Here is a 15,472-nt window from a genome sequence, read left to right on the forward strand (position 1 = left end):
CATGAAACGAAGTAAAATCCTCACTCTCTTGTGGGCGGTGCTGGCAGCCCTGGTGCTGCTCACCGGAGCCATTGCCGCCCCTATTTTGTGCCGCTCCTTCTACTATGCCCACATCGACGCGCTGGACCTCACCGAGCAGATCGGCCTGTCTGAGACCGAAATCCGCCGGGCTTATAACGAGATGATGGACTACTGTACTGGCGGCGACACCTTTTCCACCGGCATCCTCCCCCATTCTCAGGAAGGGGCCAGCCACTTTGCCGACGTGCGGGGCCTGTTTTTGCTGGACCTGGGATTGTTGGCTGGGAGTGTGGCGGCGTGTGTGGTGCTCTTCGTCCTCACCCGCCTTCTAAAACGCCGATGTGCGCCCATTCTGGGCCGTGGGCCCGGATTCTGGGCGGGGGCCGGGCTGGGGGTCAGCTTCGCCGTGATTGGCGGCCTGGCCGCCCTGGACTTTGACCGGGCCTTTGTGGTCTTTCACCACCTGTTCTTCCCCGGCAAAGACAACTGGCTCTTTGACCCCAACACCGACCCCATTATCTTCATTCTTCCCCAGGTGTTTTTCCGCAACTGTGCCCTTTTGATTTTAGGGCTGTTGCTGGTGGGATGTATCGGAATGATTGTCTGGGATTTCGTCAGGCCAAAGGCACGGGTTTAAAAACTTCCCCCACTTCCACAGCGGAAAAGCCTCCTGCGGAAATCTCGGTGATTCTAGCCCCGAAAGGCACCTCCTGGCCCTCCGGCAGCAGGGCGCGGACGGTGACGTGGTCGGTATAGTCCACATCCCCCACCACCCCGTCCAGGGCGGTGACCTCCAGCTTCACCCGCTCGAAGAAGTTATAGGGGCAGTCCACGGTGACTTCCACCCAGCGGCGCACCACCGAGATGCCCGACTCATCCAGGGCCATTTTCGAGGCCTGGGTATAGGCCCGCACCAGGCCCCCGGCCCCCAACAGAATACCGCCAAAGTAGCGAGTGACCACGCAGCAGACGTTGGTCACTCCTTCTTTTTGGAATACCCCCAGCATGGGCTGGCCCGCCGTGCCCTGGGGCTCGCCGTCGTCGGAGTAGCGCACCGCGCCGTCCTTGACGATGTAGCACCAGCAGTTGTGCCGGGCGTCGTGATATTTTTTCTTGGCCCACTCGATGCAGGCCCGGGCCTCCTCCTCGGTCTCAATGGGCCACACGTGGCCGATGAACTCCGAGCGCTTTTCCACCAGGGTGGCCTGGGCCTCCCGGGTGGGGATGAGGTATTCACTCATGTTGTTTCAGTCCTCCCAGTCCTCTTTGTGGGGCTTCCACCCCTCCACCAGAGGGCCCAGCCGTCCGATGGTCTTGGGGGTACACACCGCCACCACGTCGATGGTCTCGGTGTAGTCCACCTTCTCCACCTTGCTCTCACGATACAGGGTGTCCAGCAGTCCTCCCTGGTCGTAGGGCAGGTGGATGGTGACCCGGCGTGCCCCGGTGTCCAGGCGGCGGCCAATGGCCTCCAGCAACTGGGGCAGGCCCGCTCCCGTGCGGGCGGAGATGGACACAATGTCCTCCCCGTGGGGGAGAATCTCCGCCGGGGCCAGGTCGCACTTGTTGAAGACCTCCAGGCGGGGGGTCTCAGCAGCGCCCAGCTCCAGAATGAGCCGGTCCACCACGTCCGCCTGCTCCCGCCACAGGGGGTCGGAGGTATCAATGACGTGGAGCAGCAGGTCTGCAAAGGTCAGCTCCTCCAGGGTGGCCTTGAAGGCGTCCACCAGCTGGTGGGGCAGCTTGGAGATAAAGCCCACGGTGTCGGAGATGAGCACGGTGCAGGTGTCCGAGATCTCCAGCATCCGAGTGGTGGTGTCCAGGGTGTCAAAGAGGCGGTTGTTGGCGGGAATGTCCGCCCCCGTGAGGGCGTTGAGCAAGGTGGACTTTCCGGCGTTGGTGTAGCCCACGATGGCCACCACCGGCACTTCGTTTTTCTCCCGGCGCTCCCGCTGGGTGGCCCGCACCCGGCGCACATCCTTCAGTTCATCCTCCAGCTTGGCAATTTTCCGGTGGATGTGGCGGCGGTCGCTCTCCAGCTGGGTCTCACCAGGGCCACGGGTACCGATGGCGCCCTCCTGCCGCTCCAGGTGCTTCCACATGCCGGTCAGACGGGGCAGCAGATACTTGTACTGGGCCAGCTCCACCTGCAAGCGGCCCTCGCTGGTGCGGGCCCGCTTGGCGAAGATGTCCAGAATGAGGGCGGCCCGGTCCATCACCGTCACCCCCAGCTCCTCGGTGAGCACCCGCTGCTGAGAGGGCGAGAGGGGGTTGTCAAAGATGACAATGTCCGCCCCCAGAGTCCCCACCAGCTCCTTAATTTCGGCAGTCTTACCCTCGCCGATGAAGGTGCGGGGCTCCGGGTTGGGCCGATTTTGCAGCACGGTACCCAGACAGGTGCCCCCGGCGGTGTCCAGCAGGGCCGCCAGCTCCTCCAGGGTCTCCTCAGTGGCGTTCTCCTCCCTGGTGAGGCTGGGGGCGTTGAGCCCCACCAGGATGGCTCGGTTGATTTCTTTTACTTGTGTATCTTCGAACATAGAAACTCCTTTGAATGTTTACGCCTAGACTGTATCAAAAGCCCTCGGCAGAGTTTCCCCGCCCCCAGGCGGGGAAATCAATTGAAATCCCGTTTTTCCCGAGGACATGCGCATCGGGAAAAACACTTCTCAGCCCGCAAGTGTGAGGCTTGCCCGTCCTTTGGGCAAGCCTTGCGCGCAGTGGGCTGCAACACTCCACCATTGAACGGGCACATGGTGTCCGTTCAATGGTGTTTGACCAGGGCCTCCACAATCTCCCCGATGTACATGGTGTGGTAATCTCCCTCCGGGTACCACTTCTCCCGCACGTCCTCCGGGATATAGGAGGGATTCATGCGCTGGGCCATGCGCTTGCGGCACACCAGCACCATGTCCGCTTCTTCAAAATACGGGGCGTCCCCCGCTGCTGTGGCCACGGTGAAGCCGCACTCTGCCACCTTGTCCACATCTCTGCCGCTCTTGGACCCGCACAGGGCCAGCTGAGGACGGTACTCAGGGCCAAAGAAAGAAAGGGTGAAATACTCCTCACGGTCCACAAATTCCTTGGTGTACCGCTGAGGTCGGATATAGGCAATGGCAATGGGGCTGCCCCACAGGATGCCCAGGCCACCCCAGGAGGCGGTCATGGTGTTGCAGTCTTCCTTGTCCCCGGCGGTAATGAGCATCCACTGGTCACCAATGGCGGAAAAGACGTTAAAGTCCAACTCCTTGGGTTCCACTTTTTTCAACATGATGGTAGCCTCCTTGTATCTTTGATAGTTTCATTATATGCACCTTTGCATAAAAAGACAAGGAGACGTTGCACACTGCAACGTCTCCTTGAAAGAAACCATAAGATTAGCCCAAACCGAACTTCTTGTTGAAGCGGCTGACACGTCCGCCGGTGTCCACCATCTTCTGCTTACCGGTGTAGAAGGGGTGACACTTGGAGCAGACTTCCACCTTAATGTCCTTCTTAGTAGAACCAGTCTCGATCACGTTGCCACAGGCGCAAGTAATAGTGGTCTGCTGATAGTTGGGATGGATGCCTTCCTTCATGGAATTCACCTCTTTCTTTCGAAAATAAGTCCAGGAGCCCAATGACTCCATGTAAACGCAACATGTATCTTACCACGCTTAGGGAGAAAAAGCAAGGGCTTTTTCAAATTATTTTATTTTCCAGCTGATTTCTTCCCCCAGGCTGAAAAACCACAGGGTACAACGGCCCACGGGCAGCTCCAAAGCCTGGGACAGGGCCCGGCTGTAGGCTTCCAGCTGGGGGCGGTATTCCTGGGCTCGCTGCTCCACGGTGGCCTCGCTGACCCGGTCGGTCTTGAAGTCCAGCACCGTCACGGTGCCGTCTTCCTCCACAAACCAGCAGTCCACCACGCCCTGGAGCAGCACCTCCTCCCCCGCCTCGGCGTTGGGGTAGTAGTCGGCGGCGGGCACCAGCATGGAAAATTTAAATTCCCGCTCCATCTGGGGCGAGGCCACCAGTCGCTGGCCCAGCGGAGAGCGGAAGAAAGCCAGCACCCGCCCTGGGTCCACCGCCTCCCCCTGCTGGGGTGTGATAAACTGCATCGCCACCAGCCGGGCAATCTCCTCCTGAATCTCCTCCAGGGTATGGGTGCGGTCAAAGTTCAAATACTGCATCACCATATGCAGGGCGGTACCCTGTTGGGCGGGGGTGAGGGGCCGCTGGCCCTGGAACACCGGGCGGCGCAGGGTCACCGTGGGCTTGGCAGGGGCATATTCCACCCCGTCCTGGGCCGCCTCCGCATCTTTATCCCGCCCCTTGAGCTGGGTGGCGGTGAGCTTGGAGGGCATCTGGGCAGATACCTCATGGGGATAGCTCCAGGTGAGAGCCTCCTGCCACCCGGCGGGCAGTTCCACCCCCTGCTCTGCCTCCCCGCCCATCTCCAGGGGGCTCACCCGGGCCGCATCCTCCTGGGTGGGAGTGAGCAGCTTCACGTCCCAGCGGTACCCCTGCTGGGGGGCGCTGCACGGGCGCTGTAGGCCCAGCTCATCCCACAGGGGCTGACTGTCCTCCCGGCACAGGGCAGGCGTGAGCACCCACTCGGCCATGCAGGAGGCCCCCGCCACCTGCCGGGGGGGTGGCGGGCACTGGGCCTGGGCCGCCAGCTTGTCCAGCTTCAAATTCTTGCCGTTGACGCTGGTGAATAGAATGAGCTTGTGCTCGGCCCGGGTCATGGCCACGTACAAAAGGCGCATTTCCTCGGCGATGAGCTGCTGGCTCAAACGCAGGGTCACCCCGTCCCGGGCAATGGTGGAGTAGCGGAGCATCCGCTGCCGGTCCACCCGCTTGGGGCCCAGCCCCAAATCCGGGTGGAAGAGGATGGTGGACCGGGTGTCCTCGGTGTTGAACTGGTGCTCCAAGCCGCACAGGAACACCACCGGGAACTCCAGGCCCTTGGAGCGGTGGATGGACAGAATGCGCACGCCCCCCACGCTCTCCCCCTCCACGGGGACAGGCAGGCCGTTTTCCGCCAGGCGGGTGAGGTGGATGAGAAAGGCCATGAGGCCCTTGTGCCCGCCCGACTCAAACCGCCTGGCCTCCTCGTACAGGGCCATGAGGTTGGCCCTACGGGCCCCGCCCTGGGGCATGGCGGCAAAGATGGCGGGCAGGTCGGTGCGCTGGTAGATGTACCACAGCAGCTTGTGGCTGCTCTCCTCGGCGGCCAGAGCCCGCAGTTCCCCCAAGAGGGCCAGGAAGGCCACGCAGTCCGCCTCCTCCCGCTGGGCCCCCGCCTCCACCGCCTCATACACGCAGCCAGAGCACCCGGCCCGCAGCTGGGCCAGACGGTCCGGGGAGAAGGCGAACACCGGGGAGCGGAGGACGGACAGCAGGGGCACGTCCTGCCGGGGGTTGTCCACCACCTGCAACAGGGAGATGGCCACCGAAATCTCAGTGGTGCCGAAGAACTCCCTTCCCCCTTCTGCGCTCCAAGGGATGCCCGCCTCGTCCAGGGCGGCGGCATACCACCGCAAGGTGGAGCCGGGGGAGCGGAGCAAAATCACCATGTCGTCGGGGCGCAGGGGGCGGTCCCCGATGGGAAGCCCCGAGGCCAGCAGCTCCTTCATCCGCCGGGCCACCAGCCGGGCCTGCACCAGGTCCTTGTTCACCTTGTCCTCCTGGTCGGGCAGCTGGGACAAGTCCACACAGCAAAGCTCGGTGGCATACTGGGGGTCGGGCTGCAAATCCTGCCGCCCGTGGCGCAGGGCCTGGTTCTCATCGTAGTCCAGCTCCCCCACGGATTGGGTCATGACGTTGCGGAAGACAAAGTTGGTAGCGTCCAGCACCTCCGGACGAGAACGGAAGTTGGCGGACAGGGGGATGGTGCGCCCCTGCCCCGGCTCTGCGGTCTCCCAGGGGGCAAAGCGGCGGTACTTGTCCAGGAAGATGGTGGGGTCTGCCAGGCGAAAGCGATATATGGACTGCTTCACATCCCCCACCAAAAACAGGTTGTCCCCCTGGGACAGGGCATCAAAGATGGCGTTTTGCACCCCGTTGGTGTCCTGGTACTCGTCCACCATGATCTCCACATACCGCTTGCGCCACTCCAGAGCCAGGGGCGAGGGGTTCCCCTCCCCGTCGGTGAGGAGGGCGGCGGTGAGGTGCTCCCCGTCGGCAAAGTCGATGAGGCGGTGTCGGCCCTTGAGGGCCACAAAGGCCCGGTCAAACTCCGCCACCACGTCCAACAGGGCGGTCATGGCGGGGGCAATGGCCCGCAGGTCCTCCATGGCCTCCGCTCCGGTGACCTGGAAGCGTTGTTTCAGCTTCTCCAGCTGCTTTTTGCAGGCCTCCCGCAATCCCTTGGCCCGCTCCTTTAGAGCATCGTCGCAGTCCCCCCGCTTGGCCTTGGGGCGCTCAAAGGCCACTTGCTGCAGGGCCTGGGCCAGCTCGTCCCAGCCCTGGGTCTCTTGCACCCGCTCCAGGCCGTAAATGGTGGTACCCAAGGTGCCCCCATAATTGTTCCACAAGACCGGGTCGTCCTCCAGCTCCTGCAATACCCCTTGCAGGGTGTGGGCCCAGTATTGGGCCAGCTCCCGGGCATCGGAGAGGAGCAGCTTGCCCCAGGGGGTGTCCTCCGGGGCGGTCTCCCCGGTCAAATCAAAGTCCGCCTTGCGCTCCATGAGCCAGTCCAGGGGACTGGCCTGGCTCTGGACCTTGGCGTGGATGTCCAGAATCACCGACTCCAGGGTCTGGTCGTCCCGGTCCCCGGCCATGCTGTCGGCCAGGGCCTGGAAGCCTGGGTCGCTTGCAATGTTGGCGTACCGCCCCTCCAGCACCTGCTCCAGGGCCTCCCTCCGCAGCTCCTCTCCGGTGCCCTGGTCGCACAGGCGGAAGTCCGGGTCCAGCCCGGCCAGGTGGCCCCACTGGCGCAAAAAATCCAGACAGAAGGCGTCAATGGTGCAGATCTGGGCCTGATACACCAGCGTGGCGTTTCGGCGCAGATGGCGGTCGTTGGGTCTTTGGGCCAGCCGGGCGTGGATGGCGGCGGCGATGCGGTCCCGCAGCTCCGCGGCGGCGGCATTGGTGAAGGTGATGACTAGGAAGCGGTCCACATCTTCCCCCTGCTCGATGCGCTGCATCAGACGCTCCACCAACACCCGGGTCTTGCCGGAACCGGCGGCCGCAGACACCAGCAGGTCGCCCCCCCGATTATCCACCACCGCCTGCTGCTGGCGGGTGAGTTCAATTGCCATGGTCTCCACCTCCCATTCGGTCCTTCATCCAATTCCAAAATTCCACCGCCCGCTTGCTCCGTCTCCGGCGCAGGGTGTCCCCCAGGCACTCCTCAAAGTGGCAGGCGGAGCGGAACTCACACCACTGACAGGCGTTGTGCTGGGCGTCCCGCCAATAGGGGTCGGCGTCAATGTTGCCCACCGCCACCTGGCTGGCAGCCTGGCGCAGCACCTGGGTGACATACTCGTCCAGCTCCCGCATCTGCTCTTCGTTCACCAGGCAGTCCCGGTTGCGGGAATTGATGGGCAGATAGCGGTATTTGCCGTCTGGAGCCTCCTCCATGGCGTCAATCACCGCCGGGTCATCCAGCACCAGCCCCTGGCGGCGCAGCTGTTTCTCCTGCTCCTGGGCCACCGCTTGAGGGTCGGTGTTGCGGCTGCCATCCACCAGGGCAGTGCGGGCAGGCACATACAGCACCCCGGCGGGGATAAGGGTCTGGTCTCCAAACAGTGCCTCACCGTTGCGGCTGAGGGCGAAGAGGTAGAGGAGCATCTGCAGCCCCCGCCCGTCCTCCACCTCCGCAAAGTCGAAGGCCTTCTTGCCGGTCTTATAGTCCACCACCCGCAGGTAGCGCTTTCCTTCGTGCTCCCAGCTGTCCACCCGGTCCACAAAGCCGGACAGACGCAGGGTAATGCCGTCCTGCTCCACCTCCACCGGGGGCAGCTGCTCCCCTTTGCCGAAGCCCAGCTCCAGCCACACGGGGACGAACTGGGAGGCGGACAGCTCCCCGGCCACGCTGTCCACCACGGTGAGCACCGACTGTTTCATGCGGTCGAAGAGCCAGCGGAACCGGGCGGTCTCGTCCTCCAGGCCCTGGAGCACCTCGGTTTCATAGCGGTCCGCCGCCTCCTTGGCCAGAGCCCGGCACTGCTCCGGGGCGGGGTGCTGGCCCAGCACCTCCTCCAGCACCGCATGGACAAAGGTACCGTAGTCGGAGGGGGCGAACTTGGCCCGCTTCCTTGGCTGGGCCTTGAGGCCAAACCGAAGGAAGTGGCAGAAGTGACAGGACTGGTACAAATCCAGCCGGGTGGCGGACATGGGCACCGCCTTGCCGTACAAGGTGCGCACCCCCTGGGGGGACAGGCGGCCGCGCCGCCACTGTCCCGCCTCCTGGAGCCGCTGCACCCGGTCCCGCATGTCGGGCAGCTGGGACAACACCGTCCGCACCTGCCCCACTCGCCCCGCCGCCTCTAAGGCGGGGCCGGGGGCGGCCAGACGACAGGCCACGTCGGCGGGGTCGCCGTGGCGGGCGGTGGGGAACAGCTGCGTGAGACGCTCATAGAGGAAGCTTGCCCCCCGCTCCTGCCCCGCCCCGTCCTGCTGGGCGTAGCTGACGTACAGCCCCCCAGTGGGCCGGGCACAGGTCTCGTATACAATAGTCAATTCTCGGCGCAGCTGCTCCTCCTGCCGGGAGGCCAGCTCCACCTCCAAGGCCGCCAGAGCCTCCCGGTCCTGGTCGGAGAAGAGTCCGGCGGCGGGGGCACAGCTGGGGATGGCGGTGGAGTCCGCCCCCAGGAAGAACAGGTATTTGCACTCCTTGTGGGCCATGCGGGGGGCCTCGCCGACCGTGACCCGGTCCAGGGACACGGGGATGGCTCCCACGTCGTACTGGCTGAGCACCAGGGCGAAGAGGCGGGCAAACTCCTCCATCTCCAGCTGGGTATCCCCCAGCAGCAGGGCGCACTGCTCCAGGCCCCCCACCACAATGTCCCACAGCTGGCGGTACTGGGCGGCAGTGTTCAGGTCACCCCGGCGCTCCAGGCTGGCCGCCCGCTCCTCCAGGCGTTTTGGCAGGTCGATGTCCTCCAACAGCTGATAGAGGGCCTGGGCACGCCCGGCCCCGGTCTGGTCGGGACACTTGCGCATCCGCTCCAGAGGGGCGATGACCTGGCGGCGCAGGGCGTCCAGGCGCTGGACCAGGGCGGTGTCCTCCTCCGAGAAGGTGAGGCCGTACCCCTGGGGGTGCATGTTCCAGGGCTTTTTCCGGGTCCACAGGCTTCCCTTGATGTTCCAGGTGAGGACGTAGTTCTCCAGCGTGTCCCGCTGGTCCTGGGTCAGGGGAGTGAGGTCGGTTTTCAGGTAGCGGAACAGCTCCTCATAGGGGTAGTCCTGGGCAGCGGCCGCCAAGGCGGAGGTGACCAGGGCCAGCACTGGGTGGCGCAGCACGTCCTCCATGGCGCTGAGGTAGACGGGGATGCCGTACTGGGCAAAGACGCTCTCTACCAGCTCCCCGTACCCCTCCAGCCGCCGGGGACACACCACAATGTCCCGGCACCGCACGTCTCCCCTGTGCAGCAACGCCACGATCTCACTGGCGGCCCACTCCACCTCCTGCCGGGGGGTGGCGGCCTGGGCCAGGGTCACGGGGCATTCCACTGTCCAGAGATCAGGCAGGGGCCCGTACAGATGCCCCTCCATCCAGGAGAGGGCCGGGTGGCTGGGCTGGGGGCGGTGGAGGGTCTGCTCCTCCACCCCTGTCCCGCCCCGGCGGGCCAGACGCTTGAGCCGGGAAGCCGCCCGCAGGGCGGGTTCAAAGATGCCCTCCGGGTCGTTGTCTGGGTCGCACACCAGGGCCACGGTGACATGGGCCTGGTTTATGAGCTGCTCCAGCACCTGCTCCTCCTGGGGGGTGAAGTCGGTAAAGCCGAATACGGCGATTTCTTTGCCCTGGGCCCAGCCCGTCTCGGTGAGCTGCTGGGCCAGCACGTCCAGGCGGTTGCGGGGGTCGGCGGCTCCCTGGGCGGCCAGGGCCTCATAGGCGGCGTAGAGTAGGCCAATGTCTCGCCACTTGTCCCCCTGCTGGCCCCCCAGCTCCTCCCCGGCCTCCAAGAGCTGCTGAGGCTGCACACAGCAGCTCTTGCACTCGTCGATGGTGGCCAGCACGTGGGTGAGGAAGGCGGGCTTGCGGGAGGGGGAACGGTAGATACGCAGCTGAGGGGCGCACTGGCGCAGGGCGGCGTACATCAGCAGCATCCGCCCGCCTCCGTCCAGCACCGGGGCGGCGCCGCCCCCGGCCACCTCCCGCAGCCGTCCGGCCAAACGGGTGAAGGAGAGCACCTCACAGGTGCGGGAGGCCCCGTTGCCCAGCACCTGGCACATGGCCCGCTCGCTCTCGTGGGAGTACTGCTCGGGCACCAGCAGCAGCCGGCGCTGGGCCGGGGACGCCCCCAGCCGCTCCAGCAATTCTCTTCGTATTTCCTGCCCCGCCCGGGCATACAATAGGGTGAGCATGGCGCACCCTCCTCTCGTGGGTTGATGGGTTTCATTCTACCGGATTTGTAGCGGGAAAGCAATCCGTGAAACCTTACGGCATCTCCCAGCTGATGCAGTTGAGGACACCGCCTTGTTTTGCAATTTCATTGATACACACCGGTACCACGGGCTTGGAAAAGATATCTTGTGCCTGTGCCACCGCTTCCTCGTCCATGGCAACGTCGAACACAGGTAGAAAGATGCAAGTGTCCGTCTCCAGAAAATTGAGATAGCACCCCACGGCGCTGTCTTTGGGAGAGGCGAAGTAGGGAAAGTCAATGACCTCTATGTGGTAGGTGCGCAACGCCCGCTTGATGCGCTGCTCCAGGCCATATTTGGAGGGAACACGATTACCCACCACGGTGTTCTCATCCACAAACCGAACCATTCCGTCCGCATGACCGGTCATATCACTGGGTAGGGATGGAATCAAAATCACCTGGGCCATCAGCTGCTCCTCTAGCGCCTTCACCAGCTCTTGGGGCGCATATGCAGGATTTTCTCCCAGCACCCGATCGCTGATGACCACCTGTTCCCTGGATGGGGAGAACACCACATTTCCGCCGTCCAGGTTGATGGAGGAATACGTCGCAGCCAAAGAAAGCTGGGGGGCAATGTCCTTCTCGTAGTCTGTTTTCAGCTCGGGAGTGTCTTGGAGATACCCCGGGTCATAGCGAAAGGAGACAAAGGTGCCATCTCGAATTTGGACTGGCATGAAATCTCGCAGCCAGATGTCCTTGGTCCCGGTCAAAAACCGATATGGAATCTGTTGAGATGCAAGTGCGGCGGACAATCTGTCCGCCGCAGCTTGATAAATGGGGGTTGTTTGGAGCAAAGAAGAAAGGTAGAGCATCCGGTTTTTCCCCCCTCCCCCTCACTTGAAGATAAACCGCTTTGCCTCGAAGCGCAGGGGCTTGTCGTCGGGGATGTTCTTTCGTTTCGTCGGCTCCTTCAACTCCGCCTGGGTGCCATCGTCCTCGATCCAGATTTCGGCGTCATCTTTCAGCATATCCATGCCATCGGCACTGTTGGGAATATACAGCCCATCCACCACATTTCGAGGGCCATCATAGGGATCGGCGTTGCAAATCAAAACCCCTTCGGATACATCAACCTTATTGGCTACCACATCCATACGTTTCCTCTCATTTCCTTTTTTGGTAAACAGGTGCAGATGCCCACCTTCCAACGCCTGGGAGGTCTTGTTCTTTTCCCGATTCCCGTCTGTGAATTTGTCCTTTTCTGGATAGGCCTCTGCGATCCGAATCCGAGCCTTAATCACAAAGGGTCCTTCGTCCTTGTTGTCTTTATCGACAACATGGCACAGATTCTTACCGATCAGCTTTTGGGCCAACTCTTCTGCGGGACATTTGAAGAAATCTCGATCCTTCTCCTTCATCTTTTTGTCAAAGTCCTTCTGCGTCATCCACTCCGGTTTGCTCATGTTATGGTCACTCCTTTTTCGTTTATCTCATTGTCTTCAACGCATTCCTTGCGTGTTGAAACCAACGGTTTTCCGGCTCCACTTGGAGGACAAATCCCACCTGACCCAGCAGGTGATTCCGATATCTCTCCACATCTGGCGTATCACCTGTGAAGAACCCCCCTCTTTGGGTGTGCCTCAGACTGTCCGCCAAACCAAACTTTTGGGCGTAATACAGCTCCTGGCGAAGTCGACGTTTGTATACCCTGGACACCGACACGGTTTCATTGACGGTAAGTCCGGTGACACACTGCCGGGAAGCTCGGGTGACAAAACAGGTTTTGTCCTCGTGGAGGGAAAACCCCATATGCTCCAACATGATTTGTACCTTCTGGTAGACCATGTACAGGGGACGGTCTGCGGAAAAGGTCATGTCATCGCAATAACGGGTATAGGCAATGGCATGCTTCTGGCACCAATCTCCCAGGTATACATCAAAGGATTTCATCACCAAATTGGAAAGGGCCGGAGATGTGGGTGCGCCTTGGGGCAAAGCTCCCTGCCAACAACACAGACGTGTGAGCAACACCCCCACCTGCTTAGGAAAATAGGGGCTGCAAAAGGCACTGCGGTACACCTGCGCAAATTGGATACTGCCAAAAAAGTCGGTGATATCCAACTTTAATAGGTACTTTTTCCCCACATGAGGTGCCGCATTGTCCACCAGAGTTCTCCGGCGGATGTACGCCGTGGCATGCGGGGAGGGCAAAAAATGCATCAGGATGTTTCGTTGAATTTGACGCTGCACCGCCTTCAATGCTCCATCCGGAACATGGAGCACTCGCATTTTTCCGTTCTTTTGGACTATTTTCACCTGGTCATAATGCTCATCCACTTGCTTTACTAGATCGAACAGCCGTTTGCGGTTCATCTGTAAGAACGCAGCCAGCTGGTGAGTGTCATAGAGAAATGGTAGGCCACGGTGTTCGGCTTGGAACGCCAGCACCATTTGAGTGGCTGTGTGCTCCCCAAACTTAGCAACAAACGGTCTATCCCATTCATGAAAATAAATGGTGCCATTCTCTCGGATATACATACATTTCCCCACCACTCACAAACCATGATTCCTTGCGGTACCAAAATACTTGAATATCCATTCAAGCCACCGACTTTGCCCAGTCAAAGTCGAACACTGCATCGAAACCCCAGACGGCGATTCGCCGCCCCTTGAACCTTTCGTTCCCTGTACTCTACCGCAAAGCATCCTGCTTGTAGGTTTATTCTACCACTGCCCCCCCAAACCCAGCAACATAAAGTTAATCCCAGACCCGCAGAAGAAGGGCGGGACCGCTGTCGCGGGTCTCCCGGTCTCCCACCAAAATGCGATACTCCTGATAGGGCAGTACCTGCACCACCTCCACCGCCTCCCGTTTTCTCAACTCTTCCACCAGCTCCTGAGTGGATACCTTGGATAAATCCATGTAGCTCATTCCCTTCTTTTCATTTACCAGCCCAATCGCCGTTTTCTCCACTTGATGAGTATCTTTGCATATTTGCGGTGCCATTTTGCCGCCTCTTTGTACTCTTTTCTCTCTTCCATGCACGTCGCATAATGAGAGATTCCCGCTTCACAACCCTGTTGAGCGGATTTCCAGAGCCAGTACACCGCCTGTTCCATGTCCGGCTCCACTCCTTGTCCATACCGATACCGATGTCCAAGTCGATTCTGGGCCTCCGCATCCCCATTCTCAGCCTCCTCTAGATCTCTCTGAAAGGAATCCTCCCATGGACTACCTTGGGCCTCCAGCACTTCGTCCACGCTCTGGGCATATGCCTCATATTCCATATATCGCTGTACCATAGCGTCCTCAATGCGGTCCATGGGCGCCGGATGTTCCATTAAATCGTCGGATACACCTCGCTGGGCTGCTTTGTACCATCGGACGGCCTGACGATAGTTCTTTCTCGTCCCTTTCCCATCCTCGTAGCATTTTCCTAGGAAAAAGCAGGCATCTGTAAATCCCTGAGCGGCTGACTTTTTGTACCACTCAAACGCCTTCTTCTCTGCCTCCACATCGGAGGAAGCCGCATACAACGTGGCCAACCGATACTGCGCCCTGGGGTCATTCTTTCGGTTGGCATCCTGCCACAACTCCACCCAATCTTGAACCTGCTGAGAAATCTCCACATCCATGACATACCACTCCTATTCCAACGTGTGCTGGTTTAAGCTTACGAACAGAATACCTCATACCGTGGGGCATTTTCTCCCCACCCATCTCCTTGTCAAACCTGGCATATGCGCTATAATAAACTCATATACCTTGAGAGGTGGGGCTACCATGTACTCCAAGCAGCCGAAAAAAATGCTGATTCTCAATATTCTGGACATTCTCAAGCGATACACCGATGAAGAGCATCGACTCAGCCAAAAGCAGATTGCCGATATCCTGGAACGGGAATATTCCATGCGTGCCGATCGAAAATCCATTCGGCGCAATCTGCTCAACCTGATGGACTGCGGCTATGACATCGAGTACACCGAAACCGTCCGCATGGTTCCGGTCACCAATCCCAGCACCGGGCAAACCACCCAGGAAGAGAGCTATCTCTGGTCCGATTTCTACCTAAAACGGGACTTTACCGCCGGAGAACTCCGGCTGCTCATTGACAGCCTCCTGTTTTTCGGCCACATTCCACACAACCAGTGCAAAGACCTGATTGGCAAGCTGGAAGGGTTGTCCAACGTCTACTTTCGCTCCCGGGTCAAGCATATTGCCCGGATGCCCCAGGATGTTGGACATAACAAGCAGCTGTTCTACACCATTGAGCTCTTGGATGAGGCCATCAGCAAGCACCGAAAGGTCTCCTTCCAGTATACCGAATATGGAACGGATAAAAAAGTACACGTGCGCAAACGTCCCGATGGGTCAGCTCGGGAATATGTCATCAGCCCCTATCAAATGGCCGCCAGAGAGGGCAAGTACTACCTCATATGCAATCATGACAAATACGATGACATCTCCAACTACCGTCTGGATCGTATTCTAAACCTGCGCATTCTGGATGAGGCAGCAAAGCCGTTTTCTCAACTAAAATGGGCCAATGGTGATTCTCTGGATTTGGCCACCTACATGAGACAACACCCCTACATGTATTCCAGTGAAAACATTCATGCAAGTCTGCGTATTTCCAAATTCATGGTCAGCGATGTGATCGACCTGTTCGGCCACCAGGTGGATTTTCACGATGAGACAGACTCCCATGTCACAATGACCGTTTATGCCAACGAAATGGCCATTGAACACTTTGCCAAAACCTATTCCCCAGATGTAACCGTCTTAAAGCCCCTCCCCCTTGCACAGCGTGTGGTGGAAAGTCTGGAACAAGCCCTATCCAACTACCACGCCATTCCCTCCTTCGATTGATCACTATAACGAAGAAAACCACCCATCCGAGCAAGGTCAGATGGGTGGTTTTGGTTGTTGTACG

13 protein-coding genes are annotated in these 15,472 nt (G+C 60.3%); 2 read left to right on the top strand and 11 right to left on the bottom strand.

The features are described 5' to 3' along the window. Position 1: 1 nt before the first annotated feature. Positions 2–658 carry a TIGR01906 family membrane protein gene (locus B5F22_RS03735; RefSeq protein ID WP_158096607.1) on the top strand — a complete coding sequence of 219 codons (657 nt, stop codon included), beginning with the start codon at positions 2–4 and terminating at the stop codon, positions 656–658. Here the strand turns inward: B5F22_RS03735 and B5F22_RS03740 are convergent. From B5F22_RS03740 to B5F22_RS03785, 11 genes are all read right to left on the bottom strand, one after another. After that, positions 636–1,262 carry a YigZ family protein gene (locus B5F22_RS03740; protein WP_087391044.1) on the bottom strand — a complete coding sequence of 209 codons (627 nt, stop codon included), beginning with the start codon at positions 1,260–1,262 and terminating at the stop codon, positions 636–638. The two genes, B5F22_RS03735 and B5F22_RS03740, sit on opposite strands and share 23 nt — an antisense overlap. 6 nt (positions 1,263–1,268) lie before the next feature. After that, positions 1,269–2,558 carry a GTPase HflX gene (gene hflX / locus B5F22_RS03745; protein ID WP_087231303.1) on the bottom strand — a complete coding sequence of 430 codons (1,290 nt, stop codon included), beginning with the start codon at positions 2,556–2,558 and terminating at the stop codon, positions 1,269–1,271. A gap of 224 nt (positions 2,559–2,782) precedes the next feature. Continuing rightward, positions 2,783–3,289: a flavin reductase gene (locus B5F22_RS03750; RefSeq protein WP_087231300.1), complete on the bottom strand. Its 507-nt coding sequence runs from the start codon at positions 3,287–3,289 to the stop codon at positions 2,783–2,785. Between the two features lie 106 nt (positions 3,290–3,395). Beyond that, positions 3,396–3,596 carry a 50S ribosomal protein L31 gene (rpmE, locus tag B5F22_RS03755; protein WP_087231297.1) on the bottom strand — a complete coding sequence of 67 codons (201 nt, stop codon included), beginning with the start codon at positions 3,594–3,596 and terminating at the stop codon, positions 3,396–3,398. Positions 3,597–3,704: 108 nt separating this feature from the next. After that, positions 3,705–7,265 (bottom strand): helicase-exonuclease AddAB subunit AddA, encoded by a 3,561-nt coding sequence (gene addA, locus B5F22_RS03760; protein ID WP_087391047.1) that lies wholly within the window; start codon positions 7,263–7,265, stop codon positions 3,705–3,707. Then, a complete protein-coding gene (locus tag B5F22_RS03765; protein ID WP_087391050.1) occupies positions 7,255–10,536 on the bottom strand; it encodes a PD-(D/E)XK nuclease family protein in 3,282 nt (1,093 codons plus the stop codon). Before B5F22_RS03765 ends, addA begins: the two co-directional genes overlap by 11 nt. 73 nt (positions 10,537–10,609) lie before the next feature. Beyond that, the gene (locus B5F22_RS03770; RefSeq protein WP_087391052.1) at positions 10,610–11,410 is read right to left on the bottom strand and encodes an agmatine deiminase family protein; all 801 of its coding nucleotides are present in this window, start codon (positions 11,408–11,410) and stop codon (positions 10,610–10,612) included. Positions 11,411–11,431: 21 nt separating this feature from the next. Then, a complete protein-coding gene (locus B5F22_RS03775; RefSeq protein ID WP_087391055.1) occupies positions 11,432–12,001 on the bottom strand; it encodes a DNA-3-methyladenine glycosylase in 570 nt (189 codons plus the stop codon). 22 nt (positions 12,002–12,023) lie between these two features. Further along, positions 12,024–13,076 carry a reverse transcriptase family protein gene (locus B5F22_RS03780; protein WP_087369566.1) on the bottom strand — a complete coding sequence of 351 codons (1,053 nt, stop codon included), beginning with the start codon at positions 13,074–13,076 and terminating at the stop codon, positions 12,024–12,026. Positions 13,077–13,296: 220 nt separating this feature from the next. After that, positions 13,297–13,470 carry a BC1881 family protein gene (locus B5F22_RS11975; protein WP_143482182.1) on the bottom strand — a complete coding sequence of 58 codons (174 nt, stop codon included), beginning with the start codon at positions 13,468–13,470 and terminating at the stop codon, positions 13,297–13,299. 14 nt (positions 13,471–13,484) lie between these two features. Then, entirely contained in the window at positions 13,485–14,174 is a 690-nt protein-coding gene (locus tag B5F22_RS03785) for a tetratricopeptide repeat protein (protein WP_087391058.1), read from the bottom strand. Between the two features lie 172 nt (positions 14,175–14,346). On the opposite strand from B5F22_RS03785, the gene B5F22_RS03790 reads away from it, so the two are divergent. Then, on the top strand, positions 14,347–15,408 hold the full coding sequence (locus B5F22_RS03790) for a WYL domain-containing protein (protein ID WP_242955052.1): 1,062 nt from the start codon (positions 14,347–14,349) through the stop codon (positions 15,406–15,408). Positions 15,409–15,472 lie beyond the last annotated feature (64 nt).

Origin of the sequence: Pseudoflavonifractor sp. An187, assembly GCF_002160275.1 — a bacterium.
Lineage (GTDB): Bacteria > Bacillota > Clostridia > Oscillospirales > Oscillospiraceae > Enterenecus > Enterenecus faecium.

Excerpts from the sequence above, each read along its gene's own strand:
- B5F22_RS03735 (WP_158096607.1), top strand. The coding sequence starts at position 2 with ATGAAACGAAGTAAAATCCTCACTCTCTTGTGGGCGGTGCTGGCAGCC.
- B5F22_RS03740 (WP_087391044.1), bottom strand. The coding sequence starts at position 1,262 with ATGAGTGAATACCTCATCCCCACCCGGGAGGCCCAGGCCACCCTGGTG.
- hflX (WP_087231303.1), bottom strand. The coding sequence starts at position 2,558 with ATGTTCGAAGATACACAAGTAAAAGAAATCAACCGAGCCATCCTGGTG.
- B5F22_RS03750 (WP_087231300.1), bottom strand. The coding sequence starts at position 3,289 with ATGTTGAAAAAAGTGGAACCCAAGGAGTTGGACTTTAACGTCTTTTCC.
- rpmE (WP_087231297.1), bottom strand. The coding sequence starts at position 3,596 with ATGAAGGAAGGCATCCATCCCAACTATCAGCAGACCACTATTACTTGC.
- addA (WP_087391047.1), bottom strand. The coding sequence starts at position 7,265 with ATGGCAATTGAACTCACCCGCCAGCAGCAGGCGGTGGTGGATAATCGG.
- B5F22_RS03765 (WP_087391050.1), bottom strand. The coding sequence starts at position 10,536 with ATGCTCACCCTATTGTATGCCCGGGCGGGGCAGGAAATACGAAGAGAA.
- B5F22_RS03770 (WP_087391052.1), bottom strand. The coding sequence starts at position 11,410 with ATGCTCTACCTTTCTTCTTTGCTCCAAACAACCCCCATTTATCAAGCT.
- B5F22_RS03775 (WP_087391055.1), bottom strand. The coding sequence starts at position 12,001 with ATGAGCAAACCGGAGTGGATGACGCAGAAGGACTTTGACAAAAAGATG.
- B5F22_RS03780 (WP_087369566.1), bottom strand. The coding sequence starts at position 13,076 with ATGTATATCCGAGAGAATGGCACCATTTATTTTCATGAATGGGATAGA.
- B5F22_RS11975 (WP_143482182.1), bottom strand. The coding sequence starts at position 13,470 with ATGAGCTACATGGATTTATCCAAGGTATCCACTCAGGAGCTGGTGGAA.
- B5F22_RS03785 (WP_087391058.1), bottom strand. The coding sequence starts at position 14,174 with ATGGATGTGGAGATTTCTCAGCAGGTTCAAGATTGGGTGGAGTTGTGG.
- B5F22_RS03790 (WP_242955052.1), top strand. The coding sequence starts at position 14,347 with ATGCTGATTCTCAATATTCTGGACATTCTCAAGCGATACACCGATGAA.